Annotated in this window: 18 protein-coding genes; all 18 read right to left on the bottom strand. The window is 60.5% G+C overall.

The features are described from left to right. Positions 1 to 58 precede the first annotated feature (58 nt). Positions 59 to 1,555 carry a phage tail sheath subtilisin-like domain-containing protein gene (locus AC1RBR_RS06055; protein WP_041072261.1) on the bottom strand — a complete coding sequence of 499 codons (1,497 nt, stop codon included), beginning with the start codon at positions 1,553 to 1,555 and terminating at the stop codon, positions 59 to 61. Next, on the bottom strand, positions 1,555 to 1,734 hold the full coding sequence (locus AC1RBR_RS06050; protein WP_095138390.1) for a DUF2635 domain-containing protein: 180 nt from the start codon (positions 1,732 to 1,734) through the stop codon (positions 1,555 to 1,557). Before AC1RBR_RS06050 ends, AC1RBR_RS06055 begins: the two co-directional genes overlap by 1 nt. Then, entirely contained in the window at positions 1,731 to 2,315 is a 585-nt protein-coding gene (locus AC1RBR_RS06045) for a phage tail terminator protein (protein WP_253149081.1), read from the bottom strand. The genes AC1RBR_RS06050 and AC1RBR_RS06045 overlap by 4 nt, the downstream gene beginning before the upstream one ends. Positions 2,316 to 2,474: 159 nt before the next feature. Beyond that, positions 2,475 to 3,503, bottom strand: coding sequence for a phage late control D family protein (locus tag AC1RBR_RS06040; RefSeq protein WP_492563441.1), 1,029 nt, complete (start codon positions 3,501 to 3,503; stop codon positions 2,475 to 2,477). A gap of 9 nt (positions 3,504 to 3,512) precedes the next feature. Next, positions 3,513 to 3,725, bottom strand: a complete 213-nt coding sequence (locus tag AC1RBR_RS06035) for a tail protein X (RefSeq protein ID WP_492563439.1) — start codon at positions 3,723 to 3,725, stop codon at positions 3,513 to 3,515. Then, positions 3,718 to 4,101, bottom strand: coding sequence for a phage tail protein (locus AC1RBR_RS06030; protein ID WP_047601251.1), 384 nt, complete (start codon positions 4,099 to 4,101; stop codon positions 3,718 to 3,720). Before AC1RBR_RS06030 ends, AC1RBR_RS06035 begins: the two co-directional genes overlap by 8 nt. Then, positions 4,101 to 6,227, bottom strand: coding sequence for a phage tail tape measure protein (locus AC1RBR_RS06025; RefSeq protein WP_492563438.1), 2,127 nt, complete (start codon positions 6,225 to 6,227; stop codon positions 4,101 to 4,103). The genes AC1RBR_RS06030 and AC1RBR_RS06025 overlap by 1 nt, the downstream gene beginning before the upstream one ends. A gap of 128 nt (positions 6,228 to 6,355) precedes the next feature. Beyond that, entirely contained in the window at positions 6,356 to 6,937 is a 582-nt protein-coding gene (locus AC1RBR_RS06020) for a phage tail assembly protein (protein ID WP_492563436.1), read from the bottom strand. 157 nt (positions 6,938 to 7,094) lie between these two features. Continuing rightward, positions 7,095 to 7,601, bottom strand: a complete 507-nt coding sequence (locus tag AC1RBR_RS06015) for a phage major tail tube protein (protein WP_492563434.1) — start codon at positions 7,599 to 7,601, stop codon at positions 7,095 to 7,097. Further along, positions 7,601 to 8,767, bottom strand: a complete 1,167-nt coding sequence (locus AC1RBR_RS06010; RefSeq protein ID WP_095188864.1) for a phage tail sheath protein — start codon at positions 8,765 to 8,767, stop codon at positions 7,601 to 7,603. The genes AC1RBR_RS06015 and AC1RBR_RS06010 overlap by 1 nt, the downstream gene beginning before the upstream one ends. Positions 8,768 to 8,769: 2 nt before the next feature. Beyond that, positions 8,770 to 8,955, bottom strand: coding sequence for a hypothetical protein (locus AC1RBR_RS06005; RefSeq protein ID WP_204895008.1), 186 nt, complete (start codon positions 8,953 to 8,955; stop codon positions 8,770 to 8,772). A 102-nt stretch (positions 8,956 to 9,057) separates the two neighbouring features. After that, entirely contained in the window at positions 9,058 to 9,597 is a 540-nt protein-coding gene (locus tag AC1RBR_RS06000; protein WP_492563431.1) for a DUF4376 domain-containing protein, read from the bottom strand. Between the two features lie 2 nt (positions 9,598 to 9,599). After that, positions 9,600 to 12,371 (bottom strand): phage tail-collar fiber domain-containing protein, encoded by a 2,772-nt coding sequence (locus tag AC1RBR_RS05995; protein ID WP_492563429.1) that lies wholly within the window; start codon positions 12,369 to 12,371, stop codon positions 9,600 to 9,602. Next, entirely contained in the window at positions 12,372 to 13,007 is a 636-nt protein-coding gene (locus tag AC1RBR_RS05990; RefSeq protein WP_492563427.1) for a phage tail protein I, read from the bottom strand. It lies immediately after the preceding gene. Continuing rightward, positions 13,004 to 13,999, bottom strand: a complete 996-nt coding sequence (locus AC1RBR_RS05985) for a baseplate J/gp47 family protein (protein WP_492563425.1) — start codon at positions 13,997 to 13,999, stop codon at positions 13,004 to 13,006. The genes AC1RBR_RS05990 and AC1RBR_RS05985 overlap by 4 nt, the downstream gene beginning before the upstream one ends. Continuing rightward, the gene (locus AC1RBR_RS05980; RefSeq protein ID WP_492563423.1) at positions 13,996 to 14,328 is read right to left on the bottom strand and encodes a phage baseplate protein; all 333 of its coding nucleotides are present in this window, start codon (positions 14,326 to 14,328) and stop codon (positions 13,996 to 13,998) included. The genes AC1RBR_RS05985 and AC1RBR_RS05980 overlap by 4 nt, the downstream gene beginning before the upstream one ends. Before the next feature lie 14 nt (positions 14,329 to 14,342). After that, on the bottom strand, positions 14,343 to 14,951 hold the full coding sequence (locus AC1RBR_RS05975; protein ID WP_492563421.1) for a phage baseplate assembly protein V: 609 nt from the start codon (positions 14,949 to 14,951) through the stop codon (positions 14,343 to 14,345). A 3-nt stretch (positions 14,952 to 14,954) separates the two neighbouring features. Then, positions 14,955 to 15,476, bottom strand: a complete 522-nt coding sequence (locus AC1RBR_RS05970) for a hypothetical protein (RefSeq protein WP_285374796.1) — start codon at positions 15,474 to 15,476, stop codon at positions 14,955 to 14,957. Positions 15,477 to 15,547 lie beyond the last annotated feature (71 nt).

Raw genomic sequence — 15,547 nt, 5'->3', positions numbered from 1 at the left:
CCCTTCAAATAAAAAAGCCCACCGAGGTGGGCTGAATGCTTACGGCCAAACGCGCTTATCAGGCCGCGTCGTCGTATTGCAGACGGAACTGGTTGAGCAGTGCGAACACGCGCAGACCGTTGATGTAATCCGGCGGGAACAGCACGTTCACGCGGCTCGGATCCTGCACGTCGCGCTCGACGATCAGGTGCTCGGCGAACAGCTCGGCGTTCTCCACATGGCCTTCCAGTTCCAGCTTGGCGTACTGCGCAATCAGCTCGCCGCGAATGGTCGCCGGAGTGACGATCGGCTGGCCGGCGCCGAAACGGGTGCCGTCGGAAGCCAGTTTGTGCCGGCCGTATTTGCTGGTGATCACGCTTTGCAGACGACGCACGATGAACGCCGACTGGTGCATGGTTTCGCTGTCCAGGTAGGAGTTATCGGCCTGCCCGTAAGCGTTCTTCTGGTAGGTGGTGATCGAACGCTGGATGCGCACGTAACCGCCCTCGTAGTACGCGGTGGCGATGCCGTAGTTGAGCAGCGACTGACGCTCGGTGAGGGTGAAACGCTCGCTGGCCGGCGCCGGATCAACACCCGGCAGGCTGCCGCTTTGGGTCGGACGGCTGGCATCGGCGGAGATGAACACCGCGGTGCGCGCAGCCAGTGCTGCCGCCTGTACCCAGAACGGTTGCGGTACGCCCGGCTCCAGCGCCTGAATGGTCATGTGCTGGTCGTTACGTGCCTGGCCAGCAGCAACCAGGGTGCCGACAGTGCCGCGCTTTGCGCTGTAGACGTGACCGAACAGTTGCTTGGCCCAAGACCAGCGACCGGTACTGTCATCCATCACTGCTTGCCAGGTATTGAGGGTCGACAGATCCGACCACGGCAGCGCGATGAACTCGAACGGCTCGTCGCCCAGTGCAGCCACAGCTGCGACCTGATCCGGCACACCGGCGCCGCCGGTCATGGCGGTGATCGCAGTGGTCAGGCCGGCCGGGGTTTCTTCGCCGTTGCTCTTGCCCAGACGATTGAACTGCAGGCTGATGTCGTTACCGCTGTCGCCGGTCCACTTGGCGGTCAGAGTGACCACACCTTCGGCAGCCGCAGCGCTCACCGGCAGATCGGCGGTGGCGTTGATTTTCTGCGCCAGTGCAGTAGCCGCTTGAGCAGCGGTGGCACCGTTGACCACGGTGGCCTGCACACGCACACCAGCGACGTACAGGTTGAGCACGCCAGCCTGAGTCGCAGTGCCAGTCAGGGTCAGCACGCCTTTGGCGATGGCGCCTTCAGTGTTGTGCAGCGGCAGGCACCAGATCTCGCCGATCGGGTCGGCCTTGCGGAAGGTCTCGTACATCGAGGCGAGCATCGAGCCCTGACCGCCGATGCTTTTTGCCAGCGCGACGCTGGAGACCAGCACCAGTTTGCCGACTTCAGTCGGAGCGATGTTGTCGTTGACCTGAGCGACGATCAAACGGCGCATGGCCGAAGTCGCGCTATTGGCGGCCGAGTTGTCCATTTCGGCATAGAACAGCGGTACACGAATGTCCGCGGGGATGTTGCTGAATCCGATCGCCATTATTTGGCTCCCTGTGCTTTGACTTTTACGGTTTTGATAGTGATATCGCCGTCGGCCAGACGTCGGCGCCACCAGGCGCTGTCCAGCACTTCACGGCCTTCTTTGGGCAGCAGATCGCCCGCTTCCGGGTCAGGCACGGCACGGCCAGCGGCCGGCAGTACGGTGATGCGATTGCTCATGGGGTTACGTCTCCAGAGAAAGTCAGTTCCACGCGCCCGTCAGGGCCCGGGTGTTTCAGATTGGGGTCGGCCGGGTCGATCGCATCGACCCGCACGGTGACCCCGGTAAAGGACGACAAACCGTCCAGTTCACGTTCGTGCCAACTCTCCGCAGGCTGACTCGGCAGATTGCGGCCGAGCTGGAACTCGGTAAAAAAGCGCAGCCGATAGAAGGCCCGGCTGCTGTTGATCGAGACCATCTCGCCACCGTCGTAAACGATGGCGCTGTAGTTGGAATCGGGCTTGAACCCCACCAGCGCGCGCCACAGTTCGGCGCGCAGGTCGTGCAACAGATCCAGCGCTTTTGTGCTGTCGCTGGCGTCGAGCGCCAAGACGATTTCGAAGCGGTCGCGGATCGGTTGCGCGGTGAGGTTTTGTGCGGTGCTGGTGCTGGCGAGATCCGCCAGGGGCAGAACATGAGCCGAGGGTGTCGGCAGATCGGCATTGCCTTGCAGCAACGCCAGATCGACACCCACCGCAATGTGATTGGCAAGGCCTGGGCATTGCGCACGCAGCTGCGTGAGGATCGGGGTGATCTTCATGGTGGTGTTCCAGAGTTGAAAGAAATTGCGGAAAACACCACGAATCCACTGTAGGAGTGAGCCCTGCTCGCGATGGCGGTGCCACATCCACAATCAATGTGCCTGACACACCGCTATCGCGAGCAGGCTCACTCCTACAGGGGACTCGTGGGTGTGAGATCAGTCCTTGGCTTCGGCTTTCGGGTCGAGGCAAGCGGCATCGATCACGCAGCGATAGCTGTTCTCGCGATTGCCACTGGCGGTGACTTTTTCGATCGACCAGCGCCCACGCATGAAGTCCGGCCAGGTCTCATCGAGCAGCACCAGACCTTCGGCGGCCAGCAGTGGATTGCCGGGACAGGTGATTTTCACTTTGTACTTCTGCCGGAGCATCTTGCGCACTTCGCCCTCGCCGACGGCGATCGCATCGGCTTCGCTGGGTTGCTTCTGGCGGAGGGTCTTGAACGGCGCGAGCCCCGTTTCAACCCAGCGCAACACACCCGCGGCGCCATCCCAGAAACAGGTCTTGCAGCCCTTGGTCTGCTCGCGGGCAGACTCCTCCAGCGTGGCGCTGACGAATGCGTGATCGCCGGGACGGTTGTTGCTGGTGACCGACAAGGTCACGTCCGCCAGCACCTGACCCGACAATGATTTGGTCTGGCCGGGACGGGCCAGCACGTACACGTCGTTGTAGGGTTTGGTCACCGCGTTGTACTTTTTCGCCAGGCGCGTCAGAAAGCTCATGTCGGTTTCGTTGGACTGGTCGACGTGCTCGATTCTGATCATCGACATCTCGGGCGCAACGCGCGGCGAAAAACCATGGCTCGACACCAGTTTGCGAAACAGCGCACCCAATGTGGTCGGGCCATGACTGGCCGTGCGACGTTGCTTGAAGCCCGTCTCATCATCCTTGCTGAACGGCGCCGCCGTGGCCACCAGCGTCAGGCGAAACGGGAACAGCGTCGGCGTCAGACGCGTCACTTTGAACTGGCCCTTGTCGACCATTCCCGACTCCAGATAACCGACCTCAAGGCCGATTTTCCCGCCCAGATCCGGCAGCCCTTCGAGGCCTTCAAGATCGATCGTCAACGTCAATTGATCGGACTCGAAACCGGCTGCATCGATGTGTTCCCAACTGATCAGGCGTTGATTGAGCAGGGCCGAATGGGCCCCGTAGAGTCTTACCGCCGGGGTGAAACCCAGTGCCATGCAACCTCCTTAATCCCAGGCCGTGAGCGGTTTGATCGTGGCCGGTTTCGAATCGAGTTCCGGCAACGTGACCCAAACGCCCGCAGGCAGGATCGGGGCGTGTTCGGCCAGGGTCGGGTTGAGTTTCCACAGGGCCTCTTCGGCGGCGTCATCACTGCGCCCGGTTTCGCGGTAGAGCAGCAGATTCACTGAATCACCGGCCACGCTTCGTACCTTACGCATTGTTGAACTCCGTTAACCCAACCACCCACTTGATCACCATCGCGGTGCCGTCATCGATGACCTCGCTCTGGTTCTCGTCGATGCTGTTGATCCGCCACAGGCCCCAGTTGCGCCCGATACCGTCAATCAACGGCAGCGGCACCCGCTGTGCCTGAAGTGCGCGTAATTCATCGAGTCGATCCATGGCCACGGCATACATCGAGGTGCCGCTGATGGTCAGCGATTCCGCTTTCTGCCCGGTCTGACTGGACTTCGGTTTGCTGGTCAGGATCTGGATGTCACTCCAGCCACCGTCGGACTTTCGCGCCAGCGTGCTGTAAGCGAAGTTGCGCGACAGGCCGAAGATAAAACTGCCTAGAGCCATTTGTTGTTTCATCAGTCGACTCCATCGGTGAGGGCTGCGTCACGGCGGGTGGCGAGGCTGTTGGTGTTCATTAGTGGAATGAATTCGTTGCTGAATTGAGATCTCAGGTGAAAGTCGACCAACTGACCGATCTTTTCCACACTGCCCGGATCGCTGCAATACACCTGAACAGTGGGCGCATAGGGGGCAGGCACCGTGGGCGCCTGGGCGCTGGCCAGCGCCTGACTGACCTGAGCCGGTGCTGCGAGTTTGTCCGGTGGGGTACTGCCGAGTTTTTCGCCCAGAAGGGAACCGCCCTCACTGCCCAGCCAACCGCCAAGCAATCCACCGAGAAGGCCTCCTATGGCCATGCCGGGTGGGCCACCCACGGCTCCGAGTGACGCGCCGAAAGCAGAACCTGCAAGAGCGCCGGCCATTCCACCGCCCGCTGCGCCGACGCTTTTAGCTATCTGGGTTTCGTCACCAGTGGCCACCCCGGCCGCCAGGCCTGCGAGGGCAGCGACGGTTTTTACAGGCCAGGGCATTGCGCGTGACAGAGGGCGCATGGCAGCGGTGGTCGACTCCAGGAGCGGAGCCCGCACCCGCGAAGTTTGCTCGAGGATCTTCAAACCGCTGCCAGCAGCGGCGGCCCCCGTTGTGCCGGTGGCGGCACCGGTGAAAACGGACAGGCCCTTGTCCACGACTTTCTTGCCAACCCGGCCTTTGATATCGCTGCCAATGGCATCGAGCGCTTGATCGAACAACGGTTTGAGAAACGCGCTCACCGTCAACACCACGCCAGCGGCTTTCGGATAGGTTTCAGTCAGTTCACTGAGCTTGTCGACCCCAGCAGAGGCCAGCGAATCGCTGGAGGGCGCCAACGCGTTGCCTTTGGCGACGGCCAAGCGTTCGCTACGGGCGCTCAGAATATTCAGCTGTCCTTGCTGAGTAGCGGAACGCGCCAGGGCAGCCTGTTTTACCGACCCCTTCTCGCCCAGCTCCGACGTCGCGTATCGCTGCTTGTCCTTGACCTGCCAGAACGTCTCATTAACCTCACCGAGGTTTTGCGAGAGTTTCTGCGCAGCATCACCGCCATCGGAGAACAACGTCCTGGCCAACACTGCGCGTTGGTCTGGCGGTCTGGCGTTCAATGCGGCCAACACTGTCAGCAACGCGCCTTGTGCATTGTCCTTGTTCGGATCACGCATCGCCGCAGACACGGCCTTGGGATCGAGCCCCAGTTGTTTCCACGCCCCCTGTTCGGCGACAGAGACCTGGTCTCCCTTGCTCAAGGCTGTGGAAATGCTTTTCAACGCGACGCTTGCTTCACCTTCTTTCGTTCCGGTGTTCAGCAAAGCTGCCGACAGCGCTGCGGCTTGCTCGGGTTGCAACCCCGCAGCAATTGCCGCGTCGCCGGAACGCTGCAACACCGAGCCGATGTCTGCCGCGTTTACATCTCCGGGCATTTTGCCCAGGTGGTGAGCCGCATCTGCCAGATCGATGGCCTGATCACGGGTCAATTTCATCGAGGTACGCCAAGCCGCCATCATCTCGGCGACTTGTAGCGCAGGCACCTTGAATGCTGACGCGGTGAGCGCAGCGTCATCGGCAAATTTCAGCAGTTCGAACTGCTTGTCCGAGGCATTAGGCAAGTCGATGCCAATCCCCGCCTTGGCACCCAACGCCGCGGCATTGACCAATTCAACCCCGGTGGTTCCTCCGGCAGCCACTAACGGCGCACTGGCCGTGATCAGGCTTGCCTGAGCCATTTCCTTGCCCTGAACCGGAGTCAGTCGAGCGACTTCGCTCAGGTTCGCAGCGGCTGTGTCCATCGCGACAGCGGCTTTGAGCAGTTCGGGAGGGACGGCGCCGGCTACCTTGTCTGCAGCCTTCTGCGCGGAAGATCCGCCTTCGCCATTGACCGCGCTCTTGAACAAAGAACGTTGGGTCGCCAAGGTGAGGATCAGCGAATCGATGGCTGCAGTCAGCGAAACGATTCGGTCACTTGCCGTGCTCAACGCTTGCCTCAGGTCGGCGACCTTATCCCGATCCAGGCCTGCTGTAGTCGTGCTCGTTGCTGCGGTGGTCAAGCCGATATTGCGGCTCGCGGAACCTGTGCTCTCACCGGCGTACATGAGCGCGTTTTTACTCTCTGCCATGCCGCTCTACTCCTGTTTCACGCCAAGGCGAGTGATCGCTATGTCGTAGCGGCGCAACGCCTTTTCGGCGTCCCATTCCAGAATCTCCGCCTCACTTACCGGGTAAATGAGCGGGACGATATCGAGGATTACTTCGATGTCGCGTTCCGAAAGTAGGCCGCCGGCTGGTTTAAAAAATCGTCGATGCGCACCTGCAATTGGGTCCAGTCCGGGACGCTTAGATGGGCCAGATCGGGGATCATCAGGCCGGTGCAATGGGCGGTGATGAATTCGGCGCGTTCCTTGGCCGTTTTCAGTTTTTTCATCACTTTGGTGGCGCGCAGTGCGGGCATTTCCAGCGACAGCGAGGTCACGGTGCGGCCAGTCACGGCGAGCGGTTGCAGCAGTTGCACTTCGTCAGGATCGGCGGACTTTTCCGCGTTCTCGACCTGCTCCAGAAAGTGCGACGCCGGACGGGTCGACATCTCGTGCACGTACTGGGCGATGCTCACGTAGTCCGGGCGTTTGAGCTGGTCGAGTTCCTTGATCGACAGGCCGGTGGCGAGCAGCGCCAGTTCGAAGAACTGATCGTCTTCATCATCGCCGGCGCGTTCCAGCGCTTCTTTCTGCGCGGCGTAGAACAGCGGCTTGAGCTGGATCTGTTCGATCTGCGCGCCGTCGTCACCGGTGATCGGCGACAGCAGGTCATGCTTGGGTGGCATCCACGACATGTATGAATTCCTTGGTGATTCTTTTTTAGGGGGTGTCGCTATTCCCTTGTAGGAGTGAGCCTGCTCGCGATAGCGATCTTTCAGACACATTGATGTTGCATGTGCTGAACTCATCGCGAGCAGGCTCACTCCTACAGGGTTTATGGTGTGCCGAGGGTTACGGCATCAGCACCGCACGGCGCGCATCACCGAGGATGTCGACGCCGTTGAGCACGAATTTCTGGGTGCGCACGTCGATGTCGATCACCGGAATGCCGTTTTCCAGGCGGTTGTAGGTGCGGCAGGAGAAGTCCAGCGTCGTCAGGGCTTTGCCGCCCATCTTGATCGCGTCTTCACCCATGGTTTTGAGCTTGCCGCCGATGGTGTGATAGGTGAACCAGGTGTTGCCGTCCTGATCCTGACCGGCTTCACGCACGTTCAGCAGGATGTCGTCGCCCAGCTTCACCCCCATCGCCAGCAACACTTCAGCACCGGTGCCTTGCAGCTTGAGCGTGGCATTCAGCGCCTTGGCGCTCTTGGCCATTTCCTCAACGATGAAGCGCCCGCCCGTCATGCTTTCCATGTCGAATTCGATCTTCGGCGGAGTGAACTCCTCAACGGTCGCCGACAACGGCAAGCCTTGCAGGGTGGCCGCGATGGCCTGTCTTACGCGGTTGGTAAACATTAGAGAACGTCCTCCAGGAACTGCTCGATGATTTCATCGCGGGCGTTGAGTTGATAAACCATGTGTTCGTTCGGCGCGTAGCGGCCGTAGTCGATGACCACGTACCAGGTGCCGTTCTTGTACTTCTCGACGCTGTTGAGTTCCGGGTGCAGGTACACGCTGCCGCCAGGGATGGTTTCGTCGGCGACCAAGGTCTGCAGCCAGTCGTTGATGCGCTTGACCTCCTGATCCATGAACGACTTGGTCAGGTTCTTTGCCATGGCTTTCTGGCCGGCCTTGACCAGCTTGCGGCTGATCGCATCTTCGAGGCCGACGTAGCTGATGAACTTGCCGGTGATCGAGCGGTTACCCAGCAGCGAGAAGCCGCCCAGCACGGTGCGGGCGTAATAGCTGACACCGTAGCGGTTGAGCAGATCGCCTTCGGTGGAGGTGTCGAGGATGTTGTATTCAACGACGCGGGAAACGTCTTCGGCGTAGGTCACCTGGTTGCCCGGGCTCTCCCACTGCTTGACCTTGGCCAGCGCGGCAATCGCCAGGCTGGACGGTGCGAGGAAGACATTTTTCTTCGCCGCTTTCGAGTACACGGCCGGCATGTTGTGCACAACCAGGCAGCGGTCGAAACCGAGATCGGCACCGCCCAGTTCCTGGCTGTAAGTCACTTGATCAGCGACCGAGGCGTCCTTGCCATCCAGCACCACGCGGGCCTTGATGCGCTTGCCGAACGAGGCGAACTCGCTGGCCACCGCTTTGGTGCCGGTGAAGCCCGGCGCGCCGATGATGGTCAGGTCTTCCGGGACGCTGCCGAGTGCGGCCAGGCCGAGTTTGCGGCCGGTGGCTGGCTCAACACCGCCGATCACCGCGTTGACAGTGTCGGCCGGGGTTGCGCCCGCTTCGACGATTACCACGTACACCGGCACCTTGACCACTTTGAGGATCTGGTAAACCGCGTGATAAAGGGTGCCCTCTTCCGAACCGGTCGGATCGAGCAGCGCATGAGTGGTGAAGCTGTTGATGCGAAACGGTGCGTTGCGCGGAATCAGCGGATCGGCTTTCGGCGCGGTGCCGACCAGACCGATGACGTTGTCACCCAGGCCACCCATGGCCTCGGGGGATTCGGTGGCATTGACGGTAATGCCGTTGTGCTCGAAGTTCAAAACCTCAGCCATGGTTAGTCAGCCTTCTTGGCAGCGGCCTTTTTGGCCTGGGTGGAGGGTGTTTTCAGTTCCAGTCGACCGGCGGTGTGCAAGGCACTGGCCTCGACGTCGAGCAGATCAAGGTCTTGACCGACGCTCGACCAGTGCCCACCACCGGTGGGGAATGGGACGAGCACGGTGTAGGTTTGGCGGGTTGCCATTTTTCGTTTCTCCATAAACGGGAAAGCCCCTCGTGGGGAGGGGCTTTGGCGGGTGTTGATTGGTTTTAAGCGGACAAGAAAACGCCCCGGGGTGAGGGGCGTTTACTGGGGAGCCGAGACGGATGTCGCTTGTAGAGAATCCGGCCAACCTTCTTCGAGCATTTCCTCGGTGTAGCTGCCCACTTCAATGGCCCGGAGCAACTCAAGCTCTCGGTCGAAGCAAGCCTGGACGTGCGCCCTTACAGCTTTGGCAATGGCGAGAATCTGTTCGGCGCCGATCTCGACAAAACCATTGAGGGTTTTGAAGTTGCAGCGGTACTCGGGGTCGAGAATGGCGGACAGACCGGTGCTGGCGATCAGCGCCTGACTGTCGCGAGATGTTTCGATAGCCATTGATCCCACAACGATACCGAGACCTTCCCGACGATATCTCTCGGACGCAATTATCTGTGAAGGGCTCAGCTGCGGATCAACTGGAGACTCCGACATGTAAGTCAGATAGCGTTGATCCTGCGGTTCGACCACCCCCAGATTGGCGTAATTTCCCTCATCTTGAGGGCAGGAAAAAACCGCAACGATCTTCGTTTGAGTTTCATCCGAGAACATGACGTTTATGCGTGATTTATCTTCCACTGGGTTCACTCTCAAAATCTGTAACTATTCGTCGTGATCGCAAAAGCATTAAAGGTTCCAGCGCTGGTCAGGCGATAAAACAGCGTTTGCGGCGACAACAAGGGAACATCCAGAAATGACCCGCCGCCGGTTCCTGTAAAGTTAACGATAAAGGTCTGAAGACCTATGGCGGCAGCCGACCCGGCAAGCGCCATGCTGTATCCATTGGCCGACACCGAGCCTTGAAAGTTTCCGGAAACCGACTTGGCATTCAATGGGACAGCGGCAGAGATCGACAACCCTGTGAGAGTCGAAACCGAGACGGTTGTCGACAACACTTGAGCGCCATAGAACACCTGACGATCAACTTGTTCAGCTACAGCAAACTGAGCGCTGGCATTCGTCGGCAAAATGCTGAGAAGCGCGGAAAATGTATAGCCATCAGGAGCAACACCCGCCAACAGTTTCGGAGCGATTACAGCTGTGGCATTGACGGCAATAATGCCGGTGGATTTGGACGCAGGATTGTAAAGCGCGTACAACGCGACAAACCCATTGACCGGCGCTGCGCCCGCATCCATTGCCCCCAGGCCCTTGACCGAAGCCGACAGGTTGAGGCTCTGGTTGAAGTTGGAAATAACCACCCTTTTCCCATTCCCATCTCCCAGAACGATCTCGGAAGCTGTGAATGTCGCAGTCGGAGCAGCAACCGGAATCGAGACCCGAGCGTTTCGAATGTCCCCTGCAAGGGGTCCATTCAACGAAAGCTGTTTTAGCTGTTCAGAGAGCACGGAGATGTCGATACTTCCCTGATTGACCGGCGCGTTCCAGGCCTTGATGCACCACATGACGGCGATGTTGCGGGGACGATTTTCTGTTGCTGTCCGGGCTTGTCGGGCGTTGTCAAAATCTATGGAGGTGTAAGCATCAACAGCAGCATTTACGCCCTTTGACACGCCGGACTTCGACCCACCGTACACACCGTTGAGTATCTGGCCCATTCCAGTGGAGTCTGCTGCAGATATCGCACCGGTCAGGCGCTGCATCGCATCCAGTTGAACCGTACCAATCTGTCGACCAGCATCCACCCCACGTCCATGATCCCAACCACGCAAGAACTCACCGCGTGATTCCGGCAAGCGGAAGTTGCCGGAGCCCTCATCGCCCTTGTTGTAGGTTGTGCCTAGAAAAGCCGCCAGATCCGGATAAGTCGCAATGCTCTGCACACTGCCATCCAGCTCCAGATAACCGGGCGCAACGATCCCCGTCGGGAAGGCCAAAACAGCACCCACCGGAACAGCGGATTTGAGCCGTTCGACTTCCTTGGCCAGCGCGGCGACATCGATGGTTCCCTGATTAACCGGGGCGTTCCACGCTTTGATGCACCACATGACGGCGATGTTGCGCGGCCTCACAACTCCGCCATCCGCCAGTATCGACGAGGTTACAACTCCCGAAGTCGTGTACGTCCTGGCTACCCCAGGATAATCAGTGGCTACGAATACATCGGCCTGTGCAGCCGCCACCGATGCCTGCACAACCTCGACCGTGAGGTTCGGATTCGGGTTGCTGTCGAAAGTAGTTACCGTACCCTTTTGGGTCGAGCCAACCACACGGCTAGCGTCTACGCCGCGCCCATGATCCCAACCGCGCAAAAACTCCCCACGCGCCTCGGGCAAACGGAAATTCCCAACGCCCTCATCACCCTTGTTGAACTTGCCACCCAGATAAGCGCTCAAGTCCGGGTAAGTCGCGCTGCTCTTGACGCTGTTATCCAGCTCCAGAAAGCCCGGCGGCGGTGCATCAACCGGGAACGCGACAATCGAACCCACTGGCAGCGCCGAAGCCTTGGCAATCAGCGCTTCAACTTCAGCCTTGGTGTAGGAATCCTTGATGCCAAAACCGGCCAACGTTTCAGGATTCGCACCTGCCGTCGCCCGACCATATTCATCAACCGTCAGGCTCTTGTAAGTCCCGGCAGCAATCCCGGTACGCCCGGCGAGCATCTTGAACGTCAGCGCGGTGGTGCCGAGGGTGATCGGCGCATTCGTGGTCAGGTGCCACAGCGAATCGCCGTTCGCCGTACCCTCCTCGACCATGACCGTCAGGCCCGGCGTGACCTTGGCACTGCTGTTGGCATCAGTCGCCCGCACCCAGTCGCCATTGGCGACGATCCACAGGCCGTTGTCCTTGGCCAGGGTCTGGTTCGCCAGCAAAACGCGATCACCAGCAATCACGGCCACGCCGTCGATCTGTTGCGCACCGTTCAGCACGATGTTGATAGAGGCCGCGACGCGCACCGATTGCTTGCCATCGAGTTTGCCGAGTTCTTCGGCGAGGTAACTCATGACCCACGCACGAGTGGCCTTGACCACCGTGTCGTCGATCAGCAGCGTCACAAGCGACGCATTGCTGGTCTCGAAAATCGAGCGAATGTAGAACTCTTTGCCCGAGCCCGACGAGGCCAAAACCGGCTTGAACGACTCCGGATATTTGACGATCGCGTAGAGAATCCCGGTGTCGGTCCAAAGCCCCGCTTCACGCACGTACCAGCCGCCGACATCCGGCGGGATGGTCACTTCGGCGAGCAGCCAGCTCGGATTTTTCTCGTCCTGGAACAGGGCGTTGAGCGGCCCGCGCCAGACTTCGCGTTTCAGCGCGGTGGCGGTCGCGGCCGGGTTGTAGACCGCGCCGCCACCGTCGCCGACAGAAATCTGCGTCAGCTTGATCGGCAGGCCCGCGGCCTTGCACGCCGTTTCGTAGGCAATCCCTGCGTTGGTGAGCAGGGTGTAGTAGTCAGCCATTCAGGCCCCCTGAGGATAAATAGTGGATGTTTCGACGGTGTACATCGCGGCGGCCATGAACGCCTCGCCAGAGGTTTCGAGCCCTTCGATGAACACCGGATAAACCGTGGTCAGCTCACCGCAGAAAGTCGCAGCGGCGATGCAATGACTGCCAAACGCACTCAAGCCAACCGTCACCGAAAGAATGTCCCGTTCGCTCTTGGCATCGGCCAGACGCCGGTCGAGACGGGCGTCGATTTCTGCGCTGTAAGGTTGATCGCTGAAAGCGCGCACGCTGAAGCTGTAAGGCACGCCGGGAGGCGTCTGTTCGTACCAGGCGCGGACTTCGGGGCGCAGTTGCAAACCCTTGGCTGCGTTTTCCAGCGCCTTGCGAGTACCGGCCTGGCGCGCGGTGGGCCAGGCCAGTTCGACGGTCAGGCGCTTTTCCGCTTCCGGTGCGCTGGTGCTCCATTCGGCGATACCGCGATCCGCTGCCAGATACGGCAGGAATGCCACCGGTGTTTCGCTCGGATTCATCAGTTCGGGGAACGGCGGCGCGATGCGATCCAGCAGTGCGCCAAAGCCCAGATCCAGTCCACGTTCGAGTGCCGAGCTGTTGGCTGGCAACAAGGTCGGGCGTTGTATTGGCTCACTCATAGCGTCAGCACCTCGACCTCGACCGCCGTGCAGTACGGCGCCTGAAACGCCGTGGTGACGATCGGCGCCAGCGGTTCAAGAATCTGCAGTTGCACGGCGCCAGCGCTGTGCAGCGTGTAGTCGATCCAGCTCGGATCGACCCGCCCTTCGAGGCGATGGCAACTGTCGGCGTAGGCCTGCAATTGTTGCTGCGCGGCGACTTGGGTCAGGCCCGAATCGGGGCCGGAATTGATCTTCGCCACCACGCGAATCTTGTAGCGGTGAATGTCGGCAGCCTTGACCGTGACGAGGTCGGTTTCCGGCCGCACATCAGGGCGGGCGAAGTGCTGACGCACGCCATCCAGCAACGCTGCAGACGGAGTGCCATCGCCGTCTCGCGACAGCACCGTGACCTGCACCTCGCCCGGCGCCGTGCGGCGACCATTGCCGTCCTTGACCTGTGCCGCCAAGCCGTCCGGGTTGAAGGTGTAGGTGACGTTCACCACACCGCCATCGCTGGATTCGACCTTCACCGTCGGCCGTTCACCGAGGGTGAATACCTCGCGGCGATACTGCATTCGCGAGCCCGCTGCCGGGGCGTGCGGCGCCAGGTAGTAACGCAACCGGGCGTCGTCGTCGCTTTCATAAATCGGTGATATTGGCGGGAAGGCTGCCGGGTCACCCGCATCGAGTAACTGGCGCTCCAGGCCCATGTCCGCCAGCCGTGCATCGAGGTTGCTGCCAGTCGCCCACCACGCCAGCATCTGCTTGATGCGGGCGTTGTATTTGCGTTCGTGGGTTTGCAGGCGCACGCAGAAAGCCTCAAGCGCCAGGGTCAGCAATTCGCTCTCGTTTTCCAGGCTGGTCTTGAGTTTCGCCGCGCTGTCCGGCGCCCGGGCGCCGACGTATTCGACGACGAAGGTCTTGAACTCGGCGAGCAAGTCTTCGAAAGCGTCGACAGTGATCAGCGCCGGTTCGGCCAATTGGTTCTGGCCGGGGATCAACATGCTCATGTCACGACCTCGAATGTCTGTTGACGGTTTTTCCAGGTGCCGGCGAAACGCAGCAGCAGGCCGACGCCGTGACGGCTGGCGACGATCACGCTCGGCTGAAAATCACTGATCCCGTTCTGCGTGTTGTAGAACGCCTGAGCCGCATGGCTCTGGGCCAAGAGCAGAACGTCATCACCGAGGTTCTGCCCCAGCAGCGTGGGGATCAGCGAGCCATAAAGGGGCCTTTTTTGCCGGGTGCCCAGCGGCGTGGTCAGGGCCCGGGTCGCGCGCTGCACGAACTGCAGCCAGTCGTCGACCGTGGCCCCGGAGTCTCTATCGATTCCGATCATGGGAAGCTCTTGATTCAGGGGCTGATGACGCGGCCCTGGTGATCCACCAACGGGCCGCTGAAGTGCACGCCCGAGGCGTCGATGGTCAGACCGGCGGCGCCCAGTTGCAGGCTGATCAGCTGTGGCGTCATCGTCAGTTGCGCCGGGCCGATGCTCAGTGCAAGCGATTCGCGAGAACCGGTGAAAGCCGCCGGGCCGTTCTGCCAGTGCAGAATGTGTGTGGCGTCGTCGTAGCCGCTTTCACTGCCATCAACGTGCACCCGGCGCGTCAGCGTCGGTACCGTCGCCGTCGGTGGAAAGCGGTCACTGTTCAAACCAAACAACGCCACGCTTTGCGCGCCACTTTCACCGCTGCCGTAGTTGAGCAGCAGACACTGCTCGCCCACGCTGGGAATTCGTGACTCGCTCTGCGCTCCGGCGCTCGGGTTGAAAAACTTGATCGCCGGTGTGAGCAGTCCACCGTGGCTGACCTGGCAGGTGTTGCTCGCGGCATCGACGGTCTGACAGACACCGATGCGACAGAAACTCTCGGCGCGGCGGTGCAGGTCGTCGATTTCCGCTTCCATCTCGGCCAGCCGCTCGATAATCGGCCCCAGTTGCATGCGCAGTAGTGCGTCGAACATCGGTCAGGCCTCCAGCGCGGTGTATTGGTCGGGGTCGTCGATGTCGCTGACTTCCCAGGTACGGGCGAATTTCGGCGTGCCGAGCGGGTCGTCGAGCAAGGTCGGGCCGAGATAGAGGGTCTGGGTGAAAGTCAGGGTCCAAGCCTTGTATTGCTGATCGGCGCGTGTGAGCACTGACGGCAGCCCATCAATGTTCATCGGCAAATCGCATTGATCGCCGGGCAGGCTCCAACGGTTGTCGGTGATCAGGTTTTTCAGCACCGCGATCAGATCGCAGGCGGCAAATGCGCTCGCAGAAAGTGCCGGAATGACTTGCAGCGATACCGTCATGACGTGGGCAATTCGCCCGTCAGCGGCACGTGCACCGGGTGCATTACGGTCGAAGTCGATCAATGCCCAGGCCTGAGCGCCGGGTGCCGTGAAGTCGTCATGATTGCCGACCTGCAGATTCAGGCCGGCGCTGTTGCGCAAGGTTGTCGCCATCGCCGTGAACAGCTGCGAAGGCTGCTGGATCGGTGCGGGCATGCATGACCTCCTTTTCAATTGTCCACGCGCAGCCCCGCCGCATCAGTTGCAGCGAGGCAGGAAAGTGTTGA

The organism is Pseudomonas sp. GW823-FHT01D03 (assembly GCF_058798255.1).
Note: the sequence above shows the minus strand (reverse complement) of the source record. Positions and strands in the feature narration are given on the sequence as shown.